This is a genomic window from Lonepinella sp. MS14435 (assembly GCF_042485795.1).
Taxonomy (GTDB): Bacteria; Pseudomonadota; Gammaproteobacteria; order Enterobacterales; family Pasteurellaceae; genus Lonepinella.
In genome coordinates this window covers 847,223-870,065 of record NZ_CP169368.1, presented here as the reverse complement: position 1 = coordinate 870,065, position 22,843 = coordinate 847,223, and the positions used below count along the sequence as shown (strand labels likewise).

Sequence of the window (22,843 nt, the reverse complement as noted above, 5' to 3'; positions counted from 1 at the left end):
TCAAGAAAAGCAGATCGAAGAACTAATCCTCCCCCCAAACCTCTCTCGCAATATCTTCCACATGTCGCACTTTCGCCCATTGCTGTGCTTCGGTCATCACGTTACCTTCTTCGGTCGATGCAAAACCACATTGTGGGCTTAAGCAAAGTTGCTCCAATGGCACATATTTTGCGGCTTCCGCAATGCGAGCTTTGATTTGAGCTTTATCTTCTAGCTCTGGGAATTTTGAGCTAATCAAGCCTAACACCACACGCCCTTTATTACCTGCGAAGTGTTTTAACGGTTCAAAACCGCCTGAACGTTCGTCATCATATTCTAAGAAATAACCATCATAATTGGTTTGAGCGAATAAACCATCGGCTATCGGATCGTACGCCCCTGTTAATAAATAAGAGGATTTATAGTTGCCACGGCAAACGTGGGTAGTAATCGTCATATCTGCTGGTTTATCCGCAAGAATCGCTTGAATATTAGCGACCGCTTGGGCTTTATCTGCTGCAAAACTCGGTTGATCGTGGTTGTTACATAAGGATCCCCAATACACATCATCAATTTGTAAATAACGGCAACCTGCATCATAAAAGGCTTGAATCGCATCTTTATAGGCTTGTTGCACGTCTTTGGCAAATTCCTCACGAGTCGCATAAATGCCGTGATCCCATTGAATGGGATACATTAATTGGTTCGGACTCGGAATCGTAAATTTTGCCACCGCACGACCGCCCACAATGGCGTTAAATTTTTTGAAATGGGCTAAGAATGGGTGATTGACATTCCAAGACACTTTTCCACAACAGCGAGTATTATAAGGTCGCACCGCCACCCCTTTAAACGCATAGGCTTTTTCTGGCACATAGCCTTCAATGCCATTTAGATTTTCTAAGAAATCAATATGCCACCAAGAACGGTGATATTCACCGTCCGTGACCACTTGAATCCCTGCATCTAATTGAGCTTGCACTAATTTTTTTACTTCCTGTTCAACGATTTCATCACGCTGTTTAAGAGAAATTTTACCTGCTTTAAAATCGGCGTGAGCTTGTTTCCACGCATCTGAACGTAAATAAGATCCCACGGTATCGGCGTGCAATGGTAATGTTTTGTTTGTCATAATCTGTCCTGTGGTTAAATTAAAATCTATCATAGCTTAACGCTAAATCTCACTTTCCGCAATCGCACAGGCACAAGCATAAGCCGAACTCCACGCCCATTGGAAATTATAACCGCCGAGCCAGCCTGTTACGTCCAACACTTCGCCAATAAAATACAGCCCTTGCACATGATTTGCTTGCATGGTTTTAGAGGAAATAAATTGTGTGTCCACCCCACCTAACGTTACTTCTGCCGTACGATAACCCTCTGTGCCATTGGGTTGAAATTGCCATTGATGGATTAATTCGCTCAATACGTTAAAATCGACTTTGCTGAGTTGGGCAAGGGCTTTATTGCCGATAGCCAAGCGTTGATATTCAATCCATAAATCGATTAATCGCTTAGGCAATAGCTGACTTAAGGCTGTTTTTAATAGCATATTTGGCGAGGTTGCTTTGAGTTCCATAATAAAATCAACAATAGACTGATTTGGTAGTAAATCAATCTTGATGCTTGCATTCGGTTGCCAATAATTGGAAATCTGCAAAATAGCAGGTCCTGACAGTCCACGGTGAGTAAATAGCATATCGCCCCGAAACGCTTGATTGCCAACACTCACATTCACATCAAGCGAAATACCCGAAAGTGCGGTGAAAATTTTGTCATTTTCTAAATAAGTAAAGGGTACAAGGCTGGCTCTTGGCGGAATGACGGGAATGGCAAATTGTTCAGCAATTTTATAACCAAAAGGCGATGCCCCTAAGGCAGGCATGGAAAGCCCCCCTGTGGCAATCACTAAATTTTGGCACGTCCAATCAATACCGTTAGCTCGCACGTTAAAGCGAACGTTCGGATCATTTTCTATGGGTTCTACGCTATCAATTTGCTGGCGTAACTGGATATTCACTTTCGCCTTTTTGCAACGATCTTCGAGTAAATCTACAATATCTTGTGCCGAATTGTCGCAAAAAAGCTGACCATCGTTTTTTTCGTGATAGGCAATGCCACGTTCCACTACTAAAGCAATAAAATCCCATTGGGTAAATCTTGTCAAAGCAGATTTCACAAAATGAGGATTTTGCGACAAATAATGGCTCGGGCGAACGTCTAAATTCGTAAAATTACAAAAACCACCCCCCGACATCAAAATCTTGCGACCAATTTTTTTACCGCTGTCTAAAATCATCACATTTTGACCGCACTTTCCGATTAAACTGGCACAAAACAAACCAGCGGCACCTGCTCCGATGATGATGGTTTGGTGGTGGTTATTCATAACTATTTTTGACTCTTACACCCAAACTGGAATCTTGTCCACCGCTGATATTCTTCCCCCGCTTTCAGCATTCCGCCATATTGCCACCATTCTGGGTGATTTGGGGTATCTGGTAAGGCTTGGGTTTCAAGAGCAATTCCCGTGTAATCAGTATATTCACTACCAGAACGAGTCGGCGTGCCTTGGAGATAATTACCCGTGTAAACCTGTAATGCAGGTTGATTGGAGCTAACGGTTAAACATAAAGATCGATCAGGTGCAGTTAAAATAGCACAGGTTTTTTCTCGTTGTTGATCTAACAGAAAAGCGTGGTCATAACCTTTGGTGAGCTGTTGTTCAGCTTGTAAAAAATCCTGTTTAATAGCTTTTGCTTGGCGAAAATCAAAGCTGCTATTTTGGACGGATTTTAAGGGAGCATTGGGAATACCTTGGCTATCGACAGGTAAAAATTGTTCAGCATTTAGTTGTAAAAAATGCTCACGAATATCACTACCATTTTCAGCGTTATTCAAATTAAAATAAGCATGATTGGTTAAACTTAATGGTGTATCTCTATCCGAAACTGCTTTAAATTCAATGAGTAAAGCATTATCTTCGGTTAAGCGGTAAATAGTTTGCACCTTGACTTTGCCTAAAAAACCTTGCTCACCATCAGATGAAATTAACGAAAAAATCACAAAATTTTCACCGCACTTTTCGCCTGTTTGCTCGATTTTCCAACGTTGTTTATCAAAGCCAATTAAACCACCATGTAACTGGTGTTCATTTTGATTAGCGGTTAATTTGATGGTTTTACCTTGATATTCAAATTGACTATTGGCAATTCGGTTGGCATAACGCCCGATGGTTGCCCCTAAATAAACACCTTGTTTAGCATAATCTGCTAATTGACAACCCAATAACACTTCACGTTTTTCGTTTCCTACTGGCACGATACAAGACACCCAAGTTGCTCCCCAGTCAATAAATTGAACTTGCATTCCCTGCTGATTGGTTAGCGTTACTAATTGTAATGCTTGATTGTCGAGAGCAACCACATTTGTGGTTTGAACCGTTACGCACATACGTTTACTCCTTGTGATGCGGTACACACATAAAAATCTTCTTTAATACCCGTTTGTTTTTGATAATTATCGGCAATCAGTTGACGTACAGCATCCACTTTTTCCACGGGAGCCACTACTACAATACAACCACCAAAACCACCACCTGTCATTCTTGCCCCGCCACTGTTACCCACAGCAACTTGAGCTAATTCGACTAAATAATCAATTTCAGGCGTGGTGATCTCAAAATCATCACGCATGGAATCGTGAGATTGTACCATTAATTTGCCTAAGGTTGAAATATCCCCTTGATTTAGAGCTTGCACTGCATCTAGCACACGTTGATTTTCGGTGACAATATGTCTGGCACGTTTTGCCGTATCTTGATCAAAGGCGGTGAGTTCCGCTTCTCGTTGTTTAAACTGTTCAATCGACACATCTCGCAAGGCTTTCACCCCGAAAAATTCAGCGGCTCGTTCACATTGCTGACGGCGAGTATTGTATTCGCCCGTGACTAAATCATGTTTAACATGGGAATTCACGATCATCACCGCAATATTTTCTGGCACTGGTACGGAAACGGTTTCAAGACTACGGCAATCGATCATCAGTAAATGACCTTGTTCGCCTAAGGCTGAAATAAGCTGATCCATATTGCCACAATTTGCCCCGACAAATTTGTTTTCTGCCATTTGTCCGATTAACGCAATTTGGGTATTGGTTAAAGGTAAATCACCAAGCTGCTGACAGAACTTTCCAACAGCCACTTCTAATGCAGCAGAAGAACTTAGCCCCGCAGATAACGGCACATTACCCGTGATAACTAAATCAGCCCCTTGCTTGAAATCAGGGCAATGTTGCTGAATAAACTTCACCACACCACGTACATAACCCGTCCATTTTTTGTTAGCTACTGGGGTAATTTCGGTGGTTAATGAAAATTGATCGGTATCCTCTAAATCGGCGGCATAGACATTAAAAATATGATCATCACGTTTTGCTCCACTCACTGCCGTACCATAATTAATCGCACAAGGCATCACAAAACCATCGTTGTAATCGGTATGTTCGCCGATAATGTTCACTCGCCCTGGAGCATACACATTTAATTCGGAAGTGCGGTGAAATTTTTGCTCAAATAATTGTTTAGCTTGTTGTAAAGGGGTCATGTTATTTTCCTTCTTTATAATGTACTTCGCTTAATTCACGTAATCTTGTGGCGGCTTGTTCGGCGGTTAAATCCCGTTGGCTTTCGCCTAACATTTCGTAGCCCACCATAAATTTTCGCACTGTGGCAGAACGTAACAATGGCGGATAAAAATGGGCATGTAATTGCCAGTGATCGTTTGGTTCATCGTTAAATGGTGCAGCATGAAAACCCATTGAATAAGGGAATGACGTGTTAAATAGATTATCGTATCTGGTGGTTAGTTTTTTTAAGACTAAGGCTAAATCTTCCGCCTGTTCAGAGCTTAATTCCGTTAAGCGTTTAATTTGTGCTTTTTTCGGCATTAATAGGGTTTCAAAAGGCCATACCGCCCAATACGGCACCACGGCTAACCAATGTTCGGTTTCCACCACAATGCGTTCCTTTAATTGTAATTCACGTTGAGCATAGTCTAATAACATTGGTGAATGATGCTCAACAAAATAACGGCGTTGAGTTTGATCTTCTCGAGCGACTTCGTTCGGTAAAAAGCTATTTGCCCAAATTTGACCATGTGGGTGTGGGTTGGAACAGCCCATAGCAGCCCCTTTATTTTCGAAAATTTGTACCCATTGATATTTTTGCCCCAACTCGCTAAGTTGTTGTTGCCAAACCTTAATCACTTGGCTAATTTCTGCCACGCTTAATAATGGCAAAGTTTTACTATGATCAGGCGAAAAACAAATCACCCGACTTTCACCTTGAGCTTGAGCCGATTGAAATAGCGGATCGGTGGATTTTTCAGGGGCAGGCGTATCTTCTAGCAATGCCGAAAAATCATTTTTAAACACATAAGGCTGCTGATAATCTGGATTGAGTTCGCCTGTAATGCGTTTATTGCGTGGACAGAGATAACAATTTGGATCATGTCTTGGCTTTTGTTCTTCATTAACTTTTTCCTGTTGCCCTTGCCACGGACGTTTAGCACGGTGCGGTGAAACGAGTACCCATTGATCGGTGAGTGGATTGTAACGGCGATGTGGGTGTTCGGTAGGATCAAAGATAATACTCATACAATTTTCCTTCGATAAAATGAAAACGGTTACAAATAATGATGTATAAGATAGCAGATTTTTTGAAATAAACTGTGACCCAGATCATATTTTTGCAAAAATTTTGCAAAATTTGTTGTTTTTTTGGTTGAAATGGTAAAAATTAGTTGGTAACGATTTCATTATTTATTTTGTTAAATAACAGGAGAAGTCATGATCACTATTCGTGATGTTGCTAAACAAGCTGGCGTATCTGTCGCTACGGTTTCTCGAGTGTTAAATAACGCCTCTTGCAGTGAAACTGCTCGCCTTGCGGTAGAAAGTGCGGTGCAAAATTTGGGATATTCACCCAATGCCAATGCTCAGGCGTTGGCGTTACAAAATACCGATACTATTGGTGTGGTCGTCACTGATGTAACCGATCCGTTTTTTGCGATTTTAGTCAAAGCGGTGGATCAAGTTGCCTATGAATACGGTAAAACCATTTTAATCGGTATCGGTTATCATCATGCTGAAAAAGAACGTAATGCCATTGAAACCTTGCTACGTAAGCGTTGTAGCTGTCTTGTGGTACATTCTAAAGCATTGACCGATCAGGAATTAATTAATTATTTGGATCAAGTGGCGGGTATGGTGATTATTAACCGTAGCATTGCTGGCTATGAACATCGTTGTGTTAGTTTAGACAATCAACGTGGCACCTTTCTGGCAACAGAAATGCTAATCAAATTGGGGCATAAAAAAATTGGTTATATCGGTTCAAATCATCAAATTAATGATGAAGTAGAAAGAAAACAAGGATTTTTGACCGCACTTGCTCAGTACAATTTGCCAGCCATTGAAGATGCTTGTGTGCAAAATAGCCCTGATTTTGAGGGCGGTGAAGCCGCTATGGTGGATTTACTCAGTTATCATGCAGATTTAACCGCCGTGGTCGCTTACAATGACAGTATGGCAGCAGGGGCGTTATCGGTGTTAACCGAAAATAATATCAATGTGCCACGTCAATTTTCACTAATTGGCTTTGATGATATGCCAATTTCTCGCCATTTGGTGCCAAAACTTTCCACCATTCGCTACCCCATTGATTTAATGGCAAATTATGCGGCGAAATTAGCCTTAAGTTTAGTCAATGAACAAATAGAAACACCTATTCATACCCAGTTTAACCCGACTGTGGTTCGGCGATTTTCGACGGATAGTTGTTCGGTAGCAGCATAGTCGTTTCAAATTCAAGCAAAAAAGAATAGAAAAAAAAGCAAAAAAGAGATACACTCAATCTCAACTAATTGATCGGAGGAATTATGGAAACCACTTTAGCTTCTAATCTCTATACAGTCCCTAAACAAGAAAGTATCCTTTACTCTGAAGAAGAATTAGATGTACTGTACAAAATCAAAAATGGTTTAGTGAAAACTAAACCACACACCGAAGTAATGGAAAACTTGAGAAAGGCTTTAAACATCAATGAAGATTGATTATAACGTTGTTTGGCTTGAAGCAGCTGAAGAACGTTTATTAAAACAAGTAAACTATATTTTAAGTCAATCTCAGAATGAGATTATTGCTAAACGATTTTACATTGCAATCAAAAATGATGTAGAAAAATTATCTTATTGTGCTGATATTTATAAACGTCAACGAAACAAAAAAATTCCCATCTTTGACGGTAAATATATCATCAGATTTACCCTAGATGAAGAAAACGTGTATATTTTTGATTTTAAATCCGCTAAACAAAATTTTCATTAAGAATTTATCCTAACAGATGCGTCTTTTTGCATAAAACAAATCTTCTCTCTAAAAATCTTCTTGTAACCGCTTACACTTTTTTTCAATATTGTGAGAGAGATCACAGTATTTGATTTAAAAACGTTGTATCTTATGAATAATTACTCAATGTTGTGGTATTTCTTTTGAGTAATCTTATCATTTAGTTATCTAACGAGGACATTATTATGAAAAAAACTGTATTAAGTGCTGTCGCCTTATCTATCGGCTTAGGATTAGCTACCAGTGCTGCACAAGCAGCGGATCGTATTGGTGTAACTATTTACAAATATGACGACAATTTCATGGCATTAATGCGTCAAGAAATTACCAAAAATGCACAACCACTCAAAGACGTTGAGTTGTTAATGAATGACTCACAAAATGCTCAATCCATTCAAAACGACCAAGTTGATGTATTAATTTCTAAAGGTGTCAAAGTTTTAGCCATTAACCTTGTTGACCCATCTGCTGCACCAACGATTATCAAAAAAGCCAAAGGGGAAGATATTCCTGTGATCTTCTTTAACAAAGACCCAGGTCCACAAGCGATTGGCAGTTATGATAACGCTTACTATGTGGGTACTGATCCGAAAGAATCAGGCGAAATTCAAGCAGATTTAATTGCCAAACAATGGAAAGCCAATCCTGCCCTTGACTTAAACAAAGACGGCAAAATTCAATATGTATTATTGAAAGGGGAACCAGGACACCCTGATGCGGAAGCTCGTACTAAATATGTGGTAGAGCAATTAAACAAACAAGGTATTCAAACCGAACAATTATTCATTGATACAGGTATGTGGGATGCAGCACTGGCGAAAGATAAAACCGATGCGTGGCTTTCAAGTGGCAAATCAAATGAAATTGAAGTGATCATTTCTAACAATGACGGCATGGCAATGGGTGCGTTAGAAGCGGTGAAAGCACATGGTAAAAAATTACCTGTATTTGGGGTTGATGCTTTACCAGAAGTGTTGCAATTAATCAAAAAAGGTGAAGTGGCAGGAACTGTGTTAAACGATGGTGTCAATCAAGCCAAAGTATTAGTGCAATTAGCGGATAACCTTGCGAAAGGCAAAGCACCAACTGAAGGGGCTGATTTCAAACTTGAAAACCGTGTCGTACGTATTCCTTATGTCGGCGTTGACAAAGACAACCTAGATAAATTCTTAAAATAATTCTTTATTGTCTTATATTGAGGGCTTGTGATAGCAATCCATGTGAACTTTTCACAAGCCCTGTTATTCCTTTAATGATTTAATGTGAGGTGAGATATGGCGACACAAGAAGTGCTACTCACGATGACCAATGTTAGTAAATCTTTCCCTGGGGTAAAGGCGTTAGACGGTGCTAATCTGACGGTTAAATCCCACTCTGTCCATGCTTTAATGGGGGAAAATGGAGCGGGGAAATCTACCCTATTGAAATGTTTATTCGGTATCTATGCCAAAGATGAGGGTGAAATTCTATTCTTAGGCAAACCTGTAAATTTCAAAACCTCGAAAGAAGCCCTTGAAAATGGGATTTCGATGGTACATCAAGAATTAAATTTAGTGCGTCAACGTAGCGTTATGGATAACCTATGGCTAGGACGTTATCCGTTAAAAGGTATTTTTGTTGATCATGCCAAAATGTATAAAGATACCAAAGAAATTTTTGATGAACTTGATATTGATATTGATCCGAAAGAAAAGGTAGCAAATTTATCGGTTTCACAAATGCAGATGATCGAGATTGCTAAAGCATTCTCTTACAATGCCAAAATCGTGATTATGGACGAACCGACCTCTTCCCTTTCTGAAAAAGAAGTGGATCACCTGTTTAAAATTATTCAGAAATTAAAAGATCGTGGTTGTGGCATTATTTATATTTCGCACAAAATGGACGAAATTTTCAAGATTTGTGATGAAATTACGGTTTTACGTGACGGCAAATGGATTAATACCATACCCGTTAAAGGGGCGACTATGGACGGTGTGGTGGCGATGATGGTTGGGCGTGAATTAACCCAACGCTTTCCACCCAAAACCAATCAGCCGAAAGAAGTGATTTTGCAAGTAGAACATTTAACTGCCAAAAATCAACCCTCCATTCAAGATGTCAGCTTTGAATTGCGTAAAGGCGAAATTCTTGGCGTAGCAGGCTTAGTCGGGGCGAAACGAACGGATATTGTGGAAACCATTTTCGGCGTACGTGAGAAAAAAAGCGGTACGGTGAAACTCAATGGAAAAATTATGCAAAATCGCACCGCACTTGATGCGATTAACAATGGTTTTGCCCTCGTTACTGAAGAACGCCGCTCTACAGGGATTTATGCTAACCTGAGTATTGAGTTCAACTCTTTGATTTCTAATATGAAATCCTATATCAGCAAATGGGGCTTATTAAGCAATAAGAAAATGAGCAGTGATACCCAATGGGTGATTGATGCCATGAATGTGAAAACCCCATCGCACAAAACCAATATTGGTTCACTTTCTGGCGGTAATCAACAAAAGGTGGTTATTGGTCGTTGGTTACTCACTCAACCTGAAATTTTAATGCTTGATGAACCCACCCGTGGTATTGATGTGGGTGCAAAATACGAGATTTATCAACTCATTATGCAGCTTGCTCAAAAAGACAAAGGCATCATTATGATTTCCTCTGAAATGCCAGAATTGCTAGGGGTGACTGACCGTATTTTGGTGATGAGTAATGGCAAAGTGGCAGGTATTGTAGAAACAAGTAAAACATCGCAACAAGAAATCTTACAACTTGCGGCGAAATATTTATAACAGATGTAATAAAGGAAGATTGTTATGGTTATCAAAGACAATAAAACGTGGGATTTTTTTAAACAAAATGCCATTTACTTTGTATTATTAATTTTGCTTTTAGTGATTATTGCACAGGATCCGACTTTCTTGACGTTGCGAAATTTCAGTAACATTTTAACCCAATCCTCTGTACGGTTAATTATTGCACTGGGTATTGCTGGCTTGTTGGTGGTGCAAGGGACTGACTTATCCGCTGGTCGTCAAGTGGGTTTAGCTGCGGTGGTTTCTGCCACCATGCTACAAGGTATGGATAATCTTAATCGGGTTTTCCCTGATTTACCTGAAATGCCCATTATTGCGGTTGTTTTGCTGGTTTGTGCCATCGGTGCATTAATTGGTTTGTTGAACGGTTTCGTGATTGCGGTATTAAATGTAACGCCATTTATTGCCACCATGGGTACCATGATTATCGTCTATGGGATCAACTCGCTCTATTATGATGCGGTAGGTTCCTCACCGATTGCAGGCTTTACGGAAAGTTTCTCTGACTTCGCTCAAGGCTTTTTCCGACTTGGTTCGTTTAAACTATCTTATATTACGATTTATGCCATTGTTGCCACGATTATTATGTGGACACTTTGGAATAAAACCCGTTTTGGTAAAAACATCTTTGCAATTGGTGGTAACCCAGAAGCGGCAAAAGTATCAGGGGTCAATGTGGTGACAAATTTATTAGTGATCTATACCCTTGCAGGTGCATTCTACGCTTTCGGCGGTATGCTTGAAGCAGGTCGTATCGGTTCTGCGACTAACAACCTTGGTTTTATGTATGAAATGGACGCTATCGCGGCGTGCGTAGTCGGTGGTGTGTCATTCGCTGGTGGTGTGGGTACCATTATCGGTGTGGTGACGGGGGTATTAATCTTTACTGTCATTAACTATGGTTTAACCTACATCGGGGTCAATCCTTACTGGCAATACATTATCAAAGGTTCGATTATTATTTTAGCGGTGGCGATTGATAGTTTAAAATATGCAAAGAAAAAATAGCGAAAAAAACACCGCACTTCAATAATTCACACAAAAAAACCGAGTTTACGCTCGGTTTTTTATCTAATAACTCTCAATATCCAAGTTAATTATGTTGTTTTTAATAAAACAATAATGACAATTCATCATTTTATGCTATATTTTAGCCCTTAAACCATAAAAAATAACCAAAGGAAACAAAATATGTCTGAAAATAAAATGAACGAAAAGGCTTCTCAACCAGAAGCTGAAAAATCCACCTTGAAAAGTAAACTCAATGCCTTAGGACCAGGTATTCTGCTCGCATCCGCTGCTGTTGGTGGTTCACATATTGTCGCATCAACCCAAGCAGGAGCGATTTATGGCTGGCAATTAGCCATTATCGTTATTCTGGCTAACCTATTTAAATATCCCTTTTTCCGCTTTGGTGCCCAATATACCTTAGACTCGGGAAATTCCTTATTAGAGGGTTATTTAGAAAAAGGAAAACTCTATTTATGGGTATTCTTCTTACTTAATGTATTTGCGACCATTATTAATACCGCTGGTGTTGGTCTATTATGTGCTGCGATTTTAACTTTCGTATTGCCATTTCCAGTACCGCTCCCCACTTTAAGCCTTCTTGTTATCGGAGGCTGTACGGCAATTTTATTATTGGGTAAATATCGTATCTTAGATGGTTTGTCCAAACTGATTATGATTGCCCTCACCGTCACCACAGTTGCCGCTGTCGTGATTGCTTTTATGCGTAATGGTATTCAAGGTGTCGCACCGCAAGATTATGTTTCCCCGAATCCATGGAGCTTAACCGCATTAGGCTTTATTGTGGCATTAATGGGGTGGATGCCCGCACCGATTGAAATCTCTGCCGTAAACTCCATGTGGGTGGTGGCAAAACGCCGTTTTACTAAGGTGTCTTATCAAGATGGTATTTTTGATTTTAATGTGGGTTATATTGGCACCGCTATTTTAGCCCTTGTGTTCTTAGCCTTAGGTGCATTAGTCCAATTTGGTGCAGGTGACACCGTAGAAATGGTCAGCGGAAAATATATTGCACAATTAATCAATATGTATGCTTCCACCATTGGTGAATGGGCAAGAGGCTTAATTGCCTTTATTGCATTTATGTGTATGCTCGGTACCACACTTACCGTGCTTGACGGCTATTCTCGTGCCAATGTGGAAAGTTTCCGTCTTATTTTAGGTAAAAAAGAAAGTCGCCCAAGTATTTTAAATACGGCGATCTTTTTGGCTGCCCTTTCAGGATTAGCGGTTATTTTCTATTTTAACAACGCAGTCGGTCCAATGTTAAAATTTGCCATGATTGCCTCTTTTGTATCCACCCCAGTGTTTGCCTATTTAAATCTTTCCTTAGTATTAAAAGGGCAACATAAAGTCAGAGGTGGACTGTTCTGGTTATCTATCATCGGATTAATTTACTTAACGGGCTTTACCTTACTCTTTATTGCCAACCAATCTGGTTTATTTAGCTAGGGTAATTAGATAATAAAAAGTGCGGTGGAATTTATCAATGTTTTTAAAATCCCACCGCACTTTCTGGTTTAAATCTTTTTAGTCAGCCTAACCATTCCACCACACAGCCCCAGCAATCACCACAATAAACACCACCAACCAAAACAACTGTACTTTCACATTTTGGCGGTTTAATTGCTGATTATGTAATCGTCGTTGTTCCAGTTTTTGACGGTAAAGTTCTAAATCTTCCTCTTTAAAAGAAAAGCCACAATGGGGACAACTTTTAGCACTTTCACTGATTTTTCGCCGACATTCAGGACAACGTTGTAAAGCCATTATTTACGACCTTGTAAGGTTCTATAAGTTAACAAATAATAGGTTAATACCGCCACAATCACGCAAGCTGCCATGGAAAATAACATCGGTTTAGCACTTTCTAATTTCAATAAAGCCACTAAGGAACCGATTATCGCCCCTAAGCCAAAACGCACCGTCCCTGCAATGGAGTTTGCCGTGCCTGCCATGTTAGGAAATTTACCTAAAATAGATGCCATGGAATTAGATGAAATCAAGGCATTTTGCCCAACAAAAACTGCGACACCAATCGCCATTGACCAAAAACCAAGATCAAACACAGCCACTAAAATTAGCCACATACCTGCGATAAATTGTACCAGCAAGCCGCCTTGTAATAATTTCTCTGCACCCCATTTATGTACAAAACGTCCATTCAGAAAAGATCCGATCGTCATCACGCCAATATTTAGCATAAAGAAATAACCAAAGTTTTCCACCGACACACCGTATAAATCAATATAAACAATGGAGCCAAGGGTTAAGAACACAAACATACCACCAAAACCAAAGCCAGATGAAATCATATAACCCAACACTTCTTTTTGCTTCCAAATGGTAGCAAAATTACGTGCGATAATATTTAAACGTAATGGTACACGATTTTCTTTTTTGTGGGTTTCGGGTACCAGAAAAAACACCAGTAGCACACTTAAAAATCCAGCAAAAGCAATGATATAGAAAATCATACGCCAATTAAAATAGGTAACAATATAGCCCCCTAAAATCGGAGCAATTAAAGGTGCTACCATGACGATTAACATAATCATCGACATCATTTTCGACAAATCATTTTTATCAAACAGATCTCGCAATAACGCCCCGACTAACACCACGGGAGCCGCTCCGAAAAAGCCTTGTACAAAACGAAGTGCGGTGAAATGTTGTATAGAATCCACCGCAGTTAAGGCAAAGGCAGAAATCGCCCCGATAATAATGCCCACTAAAATACTCGGCTTACGTCCATAGCTATCCCCGATTGGTCCCCAAAATAACTGACCAATCGCCATGCCAAAAGTAAACAGGGTCAAGGTATAAGGCACTTGCTCGGCATCCACCTTTAGATCTTGGGCGATATTCAAAAACGCTGGTAAATACATATCAATACCCAAAGGTGGCAACATTGATAAAATACCCAAAGTTAAGGTAAAAAACACACTGGGTTTATATATTTTACTCATTTATCACTCCTGAAATTTCTTCCGCCGTTAAGGCACGATATTCACCCTCATCAAGGCTTTCATCTAATATCACATCGCCCACTCGCCAACGGTGTAAACCGACAACTTTATTACCTAACGCCGCAAACATCCGTTTCACCTGATGATAACGCCCTTCTGAAATGGTTAAATTTACGTTGTAATCGTCTAAAATTTCTAATTTCGCTGGTTTGGTCGGCTCTTTTTCACCACGCAATAAAATCCCTTGTTCACAGGCTTGCTGATAATTGGCTTCCACGGGATCCGCTAACGTCACTAAATAAGTTTTCTCACAATGATGTTTTGGCGAAGTAATCCGATGCGACCATTGCCCATCATCGGTCAACAGCACCAACCCCGTGGTATCCACATCCAACCGCCCTGCACTATGTAATTTACCCGCCAATGGATAATCAAAAAATTGATAAATGGTAGGATAGTCGCCATCATCATTAGAACAGACCACGCCTTGTGGTTTATGCAGCATAAAATACTGATTGCCCTCCAACCATTCAAGACGTTCGCCCTCAAACAAAATCTCATCTTGTGAAGACACTTTTCTCGCCCCACTTTTCTCAATTTCTCCGTTAATTTGCACCGCACTTTGTTTTAATGCTTTGCTGGCTTGCGAACGGGTTAAACCTGTTTGTTCGCTCAAGAATTTATCTAATCTCATAATGCTTCCATAATTTTTCTAATCGGGTCATTGTACTATTCTCAGTAGAAAAAGGCTAATAAGAAAAAGGGAAGAGACTTGTCATCCTTGCATTTTTACTTTTCTTTATCACTTTAATAAACTATAATGTCATTACATTTTTGTTATTACAGGAATCTAAAAATGGACAGTAGCATCACCATCCGAGTGGATCAATCCTTAAAAACCGCTGCACAACTTAATTTGCAAAAAATGGGGTTAGATCTTTCCAGTGCTATCCGTATGTTAATGCAACATTTAGCGGTAAAAGCCGAATTGCCTGCGGAACTCGCACAACCTAACAGTCAAACCTTACAAGCCATTTATGAATTAGAAAATAACATAAATTGCCAGAAATATCAGTCAGTTGAACAATTAAAACAAGATTTAGGTTGGTAATATGTTTCAACTTTTGGTGCATAATCAATTTAAAAAAGATGCAAAACGCTATCAATACGATAAAAAAGCTCAACAGGTCATCAGCACCGTTTTAGATTTATTAATCACAGGTGAGCCACTTCCCCCTGAGTATAAAGAACACCCTTTAATTGGCAATTATGTCGGTTATTTGGAATGTCACAGAAGACCCGATTTATTACTAATTTATCAACGAGATACAGAAAATAAGCTCATTAAATTATACCGTTTAGGATCACATTCTCAGCTTTTTAAATAGGAAATTTCAAAATGCAACAACCCAATAATCGTCAAGGATCGGATCGGATCGGATCGGATCGGATCGGATCGGCAAGATTTTGCTTTTAATCTAACCCGATTACAACAACTTAAATCACTTTTACCCGAAATTTTTTGCGAAAATGAGATTGACTTTGACAAGTTCAAAGCCCTTTTCTCCGAGCAAATTTCCACCACACCCGATCGCTATATGCTCAACTGGGCAGGCAAATCGGAAGCCTATCAAACTTTACAAACCCCAAGCCTAAAAACACTTACGCCTTGCCCGCAAGAAAGTGTGGATTTTGACCATTCCGACAATATTTTTATTGAAGGCGAAAATCTGGACGTGCTGAAAATCCTGCAAAAATCCTACTTTAACAGCGTAAAGATGATCTACATCGATCCGCCTTACAACACGGGCAATGATTTTGTCTATCACGATAATTTCGCCAGCCGTCTTGATGATTATCAGCAACAAAGCGGCGAGAAAGACGAAAATGGCTTGCTGAAAAAAGCCTTTGTGCGTAACAGCAAGGAAAACGGGCATTATCACAGCAACTGGCTGAATATGATGTTGCCCCGTTTGCATTTGGCGAAAAATTTGCTGAAAGATGACGGCGTGATTTTTATTTCCATTGATGATAATGAACAGGCTCAACTGAAATTACTTTGTGATGAAGTGTTTGGGGAAGAGAATTTTGTTGAAAAATTCTCTTGGGTAAAAACATCAACACCACCTAGTTTATCTACTAAATCAAGAAAAACCAACGAATTTATATTTTGCTATGAAAAAAACAGAAATCCTACCAAATATAATGGTGAAAATTTATCTGGTGGAGACCAACCTTTACTTAACTCAGGAAACAGTCAAAGAGAACTTATTTTCCCGAAAGAGATAGTTCGTTTTAACAGTGATAAATTTCCTAATGGGAAATACTCACCTTATTTATTAGATAAAGTTGAATTATTAGATGAAATCTATATTGAAAATGGTTTTTCTGATCGTGATTTCAGATTAAAAGGAGAATTTAAATGGACTCAAGATTTTTTAAATAATGAAATCAAAAACGGAACAACATTTATTATAAAAACAGAGCAACTATCTATCCGTTTTATACGAGATGAAAGCGGTTATAAGAGACCAACCAATTTTATAAAAGAAAAATACATAACGCCTGTTATAGATAAAAAAGAACAAGGAGTTGGAACTAATGAAAGTGCATCTAGTGAGTTGGAAAAACTTTTAGGTGCAGAGGTTTTTGATTACCCTAAGCCAATTTCATTATTAAAGTATCTTATAAATTTTGTGGTAACAGATAATGATTTAGTCCTTGATTTCTTCGCAGGTTCTGCCACTACTGCTCACGCAGTGATGCAACTCAATTCCGAAGATAACGGTAACCGCCATTTTATTTGCGTACAACTGCCAGAAGAATTAAAAATAGAAAATGCAACATCTGCAAAAGCTAAAAAGATAATTGAAACCGCTATAAAATTTTGTAGAGAAAATAATTTACCAACAAATATCGCCGAAATCAGCAAAGAACGTATCCGTCGTGCGGGAAAACAAATTGCGGAAAATAACCCCGATAATCCATTGGATACAGGCTTTAAAGTCTTTAAACTGACCGACAGCCATTTTAAACAATGGCAATCACCAAATATGGAAAATTTAGCACAACAGTTAGAATTTTTTATTGACCCTGTGGCGGATTTCGCCGAACCGCAAGCAATGTTATATGAAATTTTATTACGCTTAGGCTTGAAATTAAGCGTAAAAGTGCGGTCAGAAAATCACGTTTTTTGGCTGGAAGATGAAAACGGCAAACGCTATGCCATTTTATTAAGCGAAGCCAACGAAGCCTTGTTTAATCAGATTATTGAGCAACAACCGCTGAAAGTGGTGATGTTAGATCGCCTGTTTAATGGCAATGATGCCTTAAAGAAAAATACCGAATTGCAATTTGCCGATCACCATATTCAATTTTTGGTGATTTAGGGGGCGATAATGGAAATTCAATTTGAAAACCTAAATTATCAATTGCAAGCCGTGCAAGCGGCGGTCAATTTATTTATCGGACAGCCCAATCAGCAGACCGAATTTTTGTTGCAAGAACAAAATGATGTGCGTTTTGTCGCCAATTTAGATCTGAAAATTGATGATGAACAGTTGCAACAAAATCTGCAAATACAACAAAATTCACAAAAAATTGACCGCACTTTATTAAGCGAACAAGGCAAACATTTCACCGTGGAAATGGAAACAGGCACAGGCAAAACCTATGTTTATTTACGCACCATTTTTGAATTAAATCGTCAATACGGTTGGCAAAAATTTGTGATTGTGGTGCCGAGTGTGGCAATTCGTGAAGGGGTGTTGCATACCTTGAAAATGACGCAATCTCATTTTGCCAATCTGTTTGATAAACCTGCGGTAAATCCGAAATTTGAATATAAAAGCAATCAGCTTTCACGCTTAAAAACCTTTGCCACCAGCAATCATATTGAAATCTTAGTGATCAATATTGATGCCTTTGCCAAAGACAGCAACGTAATTAATACCCTAAATGAAACTGGCGTTACCCCGATTAGCTATATTCAACAAACCAATCCCATTGTGATTGTTGACGAACCGCAAAATATGGAAACAGACATTCGCCGTAATGCCATTGAAAGCCTGAATCCGTTGTTTACTTTGCGTTATTCTGCTACGCATAAAAATGCTTATAACCCAATTTTCAGCCTAAATCCTGTGCAAGCCTATCAATTAGGTTTGGTCAAACAAATTGAAGTGGATAGCGTGCTGGCAGAAAATGATGTCAACGGTGCTTATTTAAATTTAACCGAAATTAAGGTTGCCAAACAAAGCTGGTCGGCGAAAATTGAATTATTGTTTAACGATAAAAAAGCGATGAAGAAAAAAGTCGTCACCGTTAAACCGAATCAAGATTTATTTGAACTATCGCAACAAAATGAAATGTATCGTGCTGGTTTTATTTTAAGCGGAATGGATTTTGATAACCAAATGGTGGAATTTGCCAACGGTCAGCAAATTTTTGTGGGAATAGATCATTCTGCATTAAAAGACGATATTCAAAAAATGCAAATCCGCCGTACTATTGATGAGCATTTGAAAAAAGAGCAAAAATTAAAACCACTTGGCATTAAAGTGCTGTCACTGTTTTTTATTGATAAAGTGGAAAATTACCGTAATAACGGCAAATTCTATCAATGGTTTGAGCAAATTTATCAAGAATTGGCGAAAGAATCCGCTCAAGGCGTGCATAACGGTTATTTTTCGCAAGATAAAAAAGGCGTGGCAAAAGACACCAACGGCACAACGCAGGCGGATTACGACACTTATGCCTTGATTATGCGGGATAAAGAAACGTTGTTATCGTTGGATAATCCGTTGCGTTTTATATTCTCCCATTCGGCGTTGCGTGAAGGCTGGGACAATCCGAATGTGTTTCAAATTTGTACCCTAAATGACACCGCATCGGAAATGAAAAAACGGCAGGAAATCGGGCGTGGCTTGCGTTTGCCTGTGAATCAACAAGGTGAACGAAACTATGAACGCAATCAGAATATTTTAACCGTGATTGCTAATGAAAGCTATGACAGTTTTGCGTCAAAATTACAACAGGAAATTGAGCAAGATTGCGGCGTGCAGTTTGATAAAAGCCAAATCAAAAAACGAGAAGATAAAAAAGCCGTTCGCTATCGCAAAGACTTCAGCCAACACCCTGAATTTCAAGCCATTTGGGAGCGGATTAAACAGCAAACCACTTATCGGGTAAATTTTGCACAAGCGGAATTGATTAAAAGTGCGGTGGAAAATATTCAAAAAATGGAAACGGTGCGTGCAACCCAAATTAAAAACCAAAGAAATCGCTTAAAGTTCGAACAACAAGGCATTACAGGAGAACTTAAAGGAAATAGTTCACCCATAAAAATTGAAACCCAATGGGCAATTCCTGATTTACTAGCGGAATTGCAAAAGAAAACAGGCTTAACGCGTTTAACCCTTTGTCAGATTTTGCAACAATCCGACCGTTTGCAAGAAGTACATCACAATCCGCAACGGTTTATTGATTTAACCGCTGAAAAAATCAATGAAGCATTGCAACAAATTATGGCAAACGGCGTGGAATATCACCGTATTAACGGTAAAACCTATGAAATGACGCTGTTTAAGGATTTTGAATTTTATCTGAATCAATATAGCTTTAAAGTGAGCGATACCGCTAAGACAATTTATGATGATTATATTGCCTTGGATTCGCAAACCGAATACCGCTTTGCTCAACATTGCGAAAGCAGCGATGATGTGCAGTTTTATTTTAAATTGCCCGAACGTTTTAAAATTCCAACGCCGTTAGGCAATTACAATCCTGACTGGGCGGTGGTGTTTAAAGGACAAAATAAAATTTATTTTGTGGCAGAAACGAAAAATACAGGCAAAGGGATTCAGGCTGGGGTGGATCGTTCAAAATTACGTTCTGAAGAAGATTTAAAAATCACTTACGCAGAACATAATTTTGCCGCATTGAAAGTGGATTATCCCGATTTAGAATATAAAGCGGTTGATAGCGTGGAAGAATTAGCCGCAAGCTACAACATTTCTTAAAAAATCACCGCACTTTTGCTATGGAATTGCTACGGATTCTCGCAAAACGACATTCGGCTCCAACATTAAAGTGCGGTAATTTTTATCCGCATTTTTTATCCGTTGCAACAGCGTATCCACCGCCATTTCTGCCAAGCGATTTTTTGGCTGATGAATGGTGGTGAGCGGTGGGCTAAGATATTGGGCAAGGGCGATATTATCATAACCAATAATAGACATATCCTGTGGCACAGATAACCCAGCTCTCCACAAGGCTTGATAAGCACCAAGAGCAATGGTATCACTACAACAAAACACCGCTGTTGGACGTTCGTTTTGGCTGAGTAACTGCTCCATTCCCCAAATCCCACCATTAAAATTAAAATGGCTTTCAATAATCCACTGCTCGTAAATCGGCAAATTATGCTCGCTTAACGCCTGTTTAAAGCCTTTTAAACGGTTTTGTGCCAACGGTTTTTTTAGGCTTCCTGTGATAATGCCAATTTTTTGATGATGATGTTCAATTAAGGTTTTTGTGGCAAGATAGCCACCAAGTTCAGAATTTTCAACGATTTTATCGGCACAAACTTCAGTTGGCCACCAGTCCATAATCACACAAGGCAAGGTTAAATTTAAGGGTTTGACTTGTTGGGTCTGAAAGTGGCTTTCGGTACACATTAACAACAGACCGTCCACTTGCTTTTGAATCAGTGTTTGGATATTTTTTTCTAGGCGTTGTTGATCATCATCGGTATTGCACAAAATAAGGTTATAATTCAATCGGTTACAATAACGCTCCACATTCGCCACCACTTCCGCAAAGAATGGGTTGTCACTGGTAGTGACTAACATCCCAATAGTACGAGTTTCTTTGATTTTAAGACTACGAGCAAGGGCTGACGGCGTATAATTCAGTTGGTTCACCACTGCCATCACCTTGACACGCATTTCTTCGCTGACATTAGGGGCGTTGTTAATGACTAATGATACAGTAGATGTGGAAACCTGCGCAATGCGGGCGATGTCTTTCATTGTTGCCATAATATTTAATCTTTTAGAATAGCTTCAACAATATCTTGCACTTCAGATAAGACATAATCTGGCACCGTTTCAACTTTCTTTGCTCCCCGGTTTCTAAAATCAATCACCCTAGCTTGATAAGCCACCACAACCCCTTGCGTTTTGCAACCTGTTCCACTTAGGGTAACCGCAAATCCATTTTCACGAGCAAGTTCAGCGTTTCCTTGTGTAATCGGTGCAATCATCATAAAGCCTAATTGATGAAAATCACTGCTACTCAACACCAATGCGGGGCGATATTCCCCTTGTATTTCTTTACCGATCACGGGATTTAAACACACCGTAATAATATCCCCACGCTTAAATAAACTCGCTCTTGGCATTTAAATCTCTCCCCCGATGGACTCCATTGAATCCCATTCTGCACAAACAGGTAAAGTGTCAAAAGCGGTCATCGCAATGCGTTCAGCTAGGGTTAATCTTTTTTGCTTAGATTTATTTGGTACCACAACTAATTTTATCGTTTGATCATCAATTTTCGCTAATTCAAGAAAATCCCCTGTTTCTAAATTCATCGTCTGGGTAAAATCTTTAGGCAGTCGAATGGCTTTACTATTTCCCCAGCTTTTCACTTGTAATCTCATCTTCATATCCTCTTATGTATCATTAAATGATATTTTACAACGATAAAGGAAAGATAAACAAGTCCTAAATCGATTTTAAAAAATCCAACGTTTCTGCTCTGGTTGGAATAGACGGCTGCGCCCCTTCTCTGGTAACACTAATCGCCGCTGCTGCGTGAGCAAAACGAATGGCATCTTGTAACGGTTTGCCGTCTAATAAGGCAATTAAAAATGCACCATTAAACGTATCCCCTGCAGCGGTGGTGTCAACGGCTTTTACTCTAAATCCTGCTACAATTTCTTGTTGTCCTTGGTGACTTACAAACACGCCCTTTGAACCCAACGTAATCAACACGGTTTCAATGCCTTTTTGATGAAAAATTTTGGCAGATTTCACCGCACTTTCAAGGTCGGTGACTTTCACCCCAGTCAGAATTTCTGCTTCAGTTTCGTTAGGCGTAATCATTGCAAGATTTGCCAATAATTCATCAGGCAATTTTTGTGCAGGAGCAGGGTTTAACACCACTTTTACGCCGTTATTTTTGGCGATTTGAGCGGCTTTGATCACGGCGGGCAATGGCGTTTCAAGTTGCATTAATAACATATCTGCTTGCTCAATTTGGCTGCGGCTTTGCTCGACAATATTTTCATCTAAACAACCGTTCGCTCCAGCAGAAATCACAATACTATTTTCGCCACTCGCTGCCACTTGAATCATCGCAATCCCTGTAGTTTGGTTGGTGATTTGATGAACAAATTGAGTGTTAATGCCGTCCTGCTCAAAGGCATTTTTCATTGTGCGACCAATGTCATCATCACCAATACAGCCGATAAAATTCACTTGGGTATTTTCATCACTTAACCTTGCTGCCGCCACCGCTTGATTCGCCCCTTTGCCACCATAGGCAATGTAGTAATGGTGTCCTGTGAGCGTTTCACCAGGTTTGGCGAAATGGGGAACGGAAATAACGTGATCGGCGTTGATGCTACCAAGAATGGTGAGTGTTTTTTTCATA

General features: G+C 39.5%; 23 protein-coding genes. 11 read left to right on the top strand and 12 right to left on the bottom strand.

The annotated features are described in order from the left end of the window. Window positions 1-22: 22 nt before the first annotated feature. The 5 genes from O1Q80_RS04125 to galT are packed head-to-tail and all read right to left on the bottom strand — an operon-like array spanning window position 23 to window position 5,634. Entirely contained in the window at window positions 23-1,111 is a 1,089-nt protein-coding gene (locus O1Q80_RS04125) for a 5-methyltetrahydropteroyltriglutamate--homocysteine S-methyltransferase (RefSeq protein ID WP_386695853.1), read from the bottom strand. 42 nt (window positions 1,112-1,153) lie between these two features. Further along, complete coding sequence (locus tag O1Q80_RS04120; protein ID WP_386695851.1) at window positions 1,154-2,368, bottom strand: NAD(P)/FAD-dependent oxidoreductase; 1,215 nt, start codon at window positions 2,366-2,368, stop codon at window positions 1,154-1,156. Window positions 2,369-2,370: 2 nt separating this feature from the next. Continuing rightward, on the bottom strand, window positions 2,371-3,432 hold the full coding sequence (galM, locus tag O1Q80_RS04115) for a galactose-1-epimerase (RefSeq protein ID WP_386695849.1): 1,062 nt from the start codon (window positions 3,430-3,432) through the stop codon (window positions 2,371-2,373). Continuing rightward, window positions 3,423-4,583: a galactokinase gene (gene galK, locus O1Q80_RS04110; RefSeq protein WP_386695847.1), complete on the bottom strand. Its 1,161-nt coding sequence runs from the start codon at window positions 4,581-4,583 to the stop codon at window positions 3,423-3,425. Before galK ends, galM begins: the two co-directional genes overlap by 10 nt. A 1-nt stretch (window position 4,584) precedes the next feature. Continuing rightward, window positions 4,585-5,634, bottom strand: a complete 1,050-nt coding sequence (gene galT, locus O1Q80_RS04105; RefSeq protein ID WP_386695845.1) for a galactose-1-phosphate uridylyltransferase — start codon at window positions 5,632-5,634, stop codon at window positions 4,585-4,587. A gap of 192 nt (window positions 5,635-5,826) precedes the next feature. On the opposite strand from galT, the gene O1Q80_RS04100 reads away from it, so the two are divergent. The 7 genes from O1Q80_RS04100 to O1Q80_RS04070 all read left to right on the top strand — a co-directional run bounded on the left by O1Q80_RS04100 (window position 5,827) and on the right by O1Q80_RS04070 (window position 12,668). After that, window positions 5,827-6,834, top strand: a complete 1,008-nt coding sequence (locus tag O1Q80_RS04100; protein ID WP_386689621.1) for a substrate-binding domain-containing protein — start codon at window positions 5,827-5,829, stop codon at window positions 6,832-6,834. Window positions 6,835-6,917: 83 nt separating this feature from the next. Further along, on the top strand, window positions 6,918-7,091 hold the full coding sequence (locus tag O1Q80_RS04095) for a hypothetical protein (protein ID WP_386689619.1): 174 nt from the start codon (window positions 6,918-6,920) through the stop codon (window positions 7,089-7,091). Further along, a complete protein-coding gene (locus O1Q80_RS04090; protein ID WP_386695843.1) occupies window positions 7,081-7,365 on the top strand; it encodes a type II toxin-antitoxin system RelE/ParE family toxin in 285 nt (94 codons plus the stop codon). The genes O1Q80_RS04095 and O1Q80_RS04090 overlap by 11 nt, the downstream gene beginning before the upstream one ends. A 206-nt stretch (window positions 7,366-7,571) precedes the next feature. Continuing rightward, complete coding sequence (gene mglB / locus O1Q80_RS04085; protein ID WP_386695841.1) at window positions 7,572-8,564, top strand: galactose/glucose ABC transporter substrate-binding protein MglB; 993 nt, start codon at window positions 7,572-7,574, stop codon at window positions 8,562-8,564. A 96-nt stretch (window positions 8,565-8,660) separates the two neighbouring features. Further along, the gene (mglA, locus tag O1Q80_RS04080) at window positions 8,661-10,163 is read left to right on the top strand and encodes a galactose/methyl galactoside ABC transporter ATP-binding protein MglA (protein WP_386695839.1); all 1,503 of its coding nucleotides are present in this window, start codon (window positions 8,661-8,663) and stop codon (window positions 10,161-10,163) included. Window positions 10,164-10,187: 24 nt separating this feature from the next. Then, entirely contained in the window at window positions 10,188-11,195 is a 1,008-nt protein-coding gene (gene mglC, locus O1Q80_RS04075; protein WP_386689611.1) for a galactose/methyl galactoside ABC transporter permease MglC, read from the top strand. A 183-nt stretch (window positions 11,196-11,378) separates the two neighbouring features. After that, window positions 11,379-12,668, top strand: a complete 1,290-nt coding sequence (locus O1Q80_RS04070; protein WP_386695837.1) for an NRAMP family divalent metal transporter — start codon at window positions 11,379-11,381, stop codon at window positions 12,666-12,668. A gap of 87 nt (window positions 12,669-12,755) precedes the next feature. On the opposite strand, the gene O1Q80_RS04065 is transcribed toward O1Q80_RS04070, so the two are convergent. From O1Q80_RS04065 to rsuA, 3 genes are read right to left on the bottom strand one after another with little or no spacing between them, the layout of a single operon-like run. Further along, on the bottom strand, window positions 12,756-12,986 hold the full coding sequence (locus O1Q80_RS04065) for a zinc ribbon domain-containing protein (protein ID WP_386695835.1): 231 nt from the start codon (window positions 12,984-12,986) through the stop codon (window positions 12,756-12,758). After that, window positions 12,986-14,185, bottom strand: coding sequence for a Bcr/CflA family multidrug efflux MFS transporter (locus tag O1Q80_RS04060; RefSeq protein ID WP_386695833.1), 1,200 nt, complete (start codon window positions 14,183-14,185; stop codon window positions 12,986-12,988). The genes O1Q80_RS04065 and O1Q80_RS04060 overlap by 1 nt, the downstream gene beginning before the upstream one ends. After that, window positions 14,178-14,879, bottom strand: coding sequence for a 16S rRNA pseudouridine(516) synthase RsuA (gene rsuA, locus O1Q80_RS04055; RefSeq protein ID WP_386695832.1), 702 nt, complete (start codon window positions 14,877-14,879; stop codon window positions 14,178-14,180). Before rsuA ends, O1Q80_RS04060 begins: the two co-directional genes overlap by 8 nt. 162 nt (window positions 14,880-15,041) lie before the next feature. Here rsuA and O1Q80_RS04050 point away from each other — a divergent pair, with 162 nt between their 5' ends. The 4 genes from O1Q80_RS04050 to O1Q80_RS04035 all read left to right on the top strand — a co-directional run bounded on the left by O1Q80_RS04050 (window position 15,042) and on the right by O1Q80_RS04035 (window position 20,205). Beyond that, complete coding sequence (locus O1Q80_RS04050) at window positions 15,042-15,296, top strand: type II toxin-antitoxin system RelB/DinJ family antitoxin (RefSeq protein ID WP_386689600.1); 255 nt, start codon at window positions 15,042-15,044, stop codon at window positions 15,294-15,296. Between the two features lies 1 nt (window position 15,297). Beyond that, the gene (locus tag O1Q80_RS04045) at window positions 15,298-15,573 is read left to right on the top strand and encodes a type II toxin-antitoxin system YafQ family toxin (protein WP_386695831.1); all 276 of its coding nucleotides are present in this window, start codon (window positions 15,298-15,300) and stop codon (window positions 15,571-15,573) included. A 210-nt stretch (window positions 15,574-15,783) separates the two neighbouring features. Beyond that, window positions 15,784-17,574, top strand: coding sequence for a site-specific DNA-methyltransferase (locus tag O1Q80_RS04040; protein WP_386695830.1), 1,791 nt, complete (start codon window positions 15,784-15,786; stop codon window positions 17,572-17,574). Window positions 17,575-17,583: 9 nt separating this feature from the next. Beyond that, complete coding sequence (locus O1Q80_RS04035) at window positions 17,584-20,205, top strand: DEAD/DEAH box helicase family protein (protein ID WP_386695828.1); 2,622 nt, start codon at window positions 17,584-17,586, stop codon at window positions 20,203-20,205. 18 nt (window positions 20,206-20,223) lie between these two features. Here O1Q80_RS04035 and O1Q80_RS04030 read toward each other — a convergent pair whose 3' ends face one another. From O1Q80_RS04030 to rbsK, 4 genes are all read right to left on the bottom strand, one after another. Then, window positions 20,224-21,225 carry a substrate-binding domain-containing protein gene (locus O1Q80_RS04030; RefSeq protein ID WP_386695826.1) on the bottom strand — a complete coding sequence of 334 codons (1,002 nt, stop codon included), beginning with the start codon at window positions 21,223-21,225 and terminating at the stop codon, window positions 20,224-20,226. Window positions 21,226-21,230: 5 nt separating this feature from the next. Beyond that, window positions 21,231-21,587, bottom strand: coding sequence for a type II toxin-antitoxin system PemK/MazF family toxin (locus O1Q80_RS04025; RefSeq protein ID WP_386695825.1), 357 nt, complete (start codon window positions 21,585-21,587; stop codon window positions 21,231-21,233). After that, window positions 21,588-21,848, bottom strand: a complete 261-nt coding sequence (locus O1Q80_RS04020; protein ID WP_386695824.1) for an AbrB/MazE/SpoVT family DNA-binding domain-containing protein — start codon at window positions 21,846-21,848, stop codon at window positions 21,588-21,590. Between the two features lie 64 nt (window positions 21,849-21,912). Continuing rightward, window positions 21,913-22,842, bottom strand: coding sequence for a ribokinase (gene rbsK, locus O1Q80_RS04015; RefSeq protein ID WP_386695823.1), 930 nt, complete (start codon window positions 22,840-22,842; stop codon window positions 21,913-21,915). Window position 22,843: the final 1 nt, after the last annotated feature.

What these genes read in the sequence shown, in the direction of transcription:
- O1Q80_RS04125 (WP_386695853.1), bottom strand. Translation starts at nt 1,111, where the DNA reads ATGACAAACAAAACATTACCATTGCACGCCGATACCGTGGGATCTTAT.
- O1Q80_RS04120 (WP_386695851.1), bottom strand. Translation starts at nt 2,368, where the DNA reads ATGAATAACCACCACCAAACCATCATCATCGGAGCAGGTGCCGCTGGT.
- galM (WP_386695849.1), bottom strand. Translation starts at nt 3,432, where the DNA reads ATGTGCGTAACGGTTCAAACCACAAATGTGGTTGCTCTCGACAATCAA.
- galK (WP_386695847.1), bottom strand. Translation starts at nt 4,583, where the DNA reads ATGACCCCTTTACAACAAGCTAAACAATTATTTGAGCAAAAATTTCAC.
- galT (WP_386695845.1), bottom strand. Translation starts at nt 5,634, where the DNA reads ATGAGTATTATCTTTGATCCTACCGAACACCCACATCGCCGTTACAAT.
- O1Q80_RS04100 (WP_386689621.1), top strand. Translation starts at nt 5,827, where the DNA reads ATGATCACTATTCGTGATGTTGCTAAACAAGCTGGCGTATCTGTCGCT.
- O1Q80_RS04095 (WP_386689619.1), top strand. Translation starts at nt 6,918, where the DNA reads ATGGAAACCACTTTAGCTTCTAATCTCTATACAGTCCCTAAACAAGAA.
- O1Q80_RS04090 (WP_386695843.1), top strand. Translation starts at nt 7,081, where the DNA reads ATGAAGATTGATTATAACGTTGTTTGGCTTGAAGCAGCTGAAGAACGT.
- mglB (WP_386695841.1), top strand. Translation starts at nt 7,572, where the DNA reads ATGAAAAAAACTGTATTAAGTGCTGTCGCCTTATCTATCGGCTTAGGA.
- mglA (WP_386695839.1), top strand. Translation starts at nt 8,661, where the DNA reads ATGGCGACACAAGAAGTGCTACTCACGATGACCAATGTTAGTAAATCT.
- mglC (WP_386689611.1), top strand. Translation starts at nt 10,188, where the DNA reads ATGGTTATCAAAGACAATAAAACGTGGGATTTTTTTAAACAAAATGCC.
- O1Q80_RS04070 (WP_386695837.1), top strand. Translation starts at nt 11,379, where the DNA reads ATGTCTGAAAATAAAATGAACGAAAAGGCTTCTCAACCAGAAGCTGAA.
- O1Q80_RS04065 (WP_386695835.1), bottom strand. Translation starts at nt 12,986, where the DNA reads ATGGCTTTACAACGTTGTCCTGAATGTCGGCGAAAAATCAGTGAAAGT.
- O1Q80_RS04060 (WP_386695833.1), bottom strand. Translation starts at nt 14,185, where the DNA reads ATGAGTAAAATATATAAACCCAGTGTGTTTTTTACCTTAACTTTGGGT.
- rsuA (WP_386695832.1), bottom strand. Translation starts at nt 14,879, where the DNA reads ATGAGATTAGATAAATTCTTGAGCGAACAAACAGGTTTAACCCGTTCG.
- O1Q80_RS04050 (WP_386689600.1), top strand. Translation starts at nt 15,042, where the DNA reads ATGGACAGTAGCATCACCATCCGAGTGGATCAATCCTTAAAAACCGCT.
- O1Q80_RS04045 (WP_386695831.1), top strand. Translation starts at nt 15,298, where the DNA reads ATGTTTCAACTTTTGGTGCATAATCAATTTAAAAAAGATGCAAAACGC.
- O1Q80_RS04040 (WP_386695830.1), top strand. Translation starts at nt 15,784, where the DNA reads ATGCTCAACTGGGCAGGCAAATCGGAAGCCTATCAAACTTTACAAACC.
- O1Q80_RS04035 (WP_386695828.1), top strand. Translation starts at nt 17,584, where the DNA reads ATGGAAATTCAATTTGAAAACCTAAATTATCAATTGCAAGCCGTGCAA.
- O1Q80_RS04030 (WP_386695826.1), bottom strand. Translation starts at nt 21,225, where the DNA reads ATGGCAACAATGAAAGACATCGCCCGCATTGCGCAGGTTTCCACATCT.
- O1Q80_RS04025 (WP_386695825.1), bottom strand. Translation starts at nt 21,587, where the DNA reads ATGCCAAGAGCGAGTTTATTTAAGCGTGGGGATATTATTACGGTGTGT.
- O1Q80_RS04020 (WP_386695824.1), bottom strand. Translation starts at nt 21,848, where the DNA reads ATGAGATTACAAGTGAAAAGCTGGGGAAATAGTAAAGCCATTCGACTG.
- rbsK (WP_386695823.1), bottom strand. Translation starts at nt 22,842, where the DNA reads ATGAAAAAAACACTCACCATTCTTGGTAGCATCAACGCCGATCACGTT.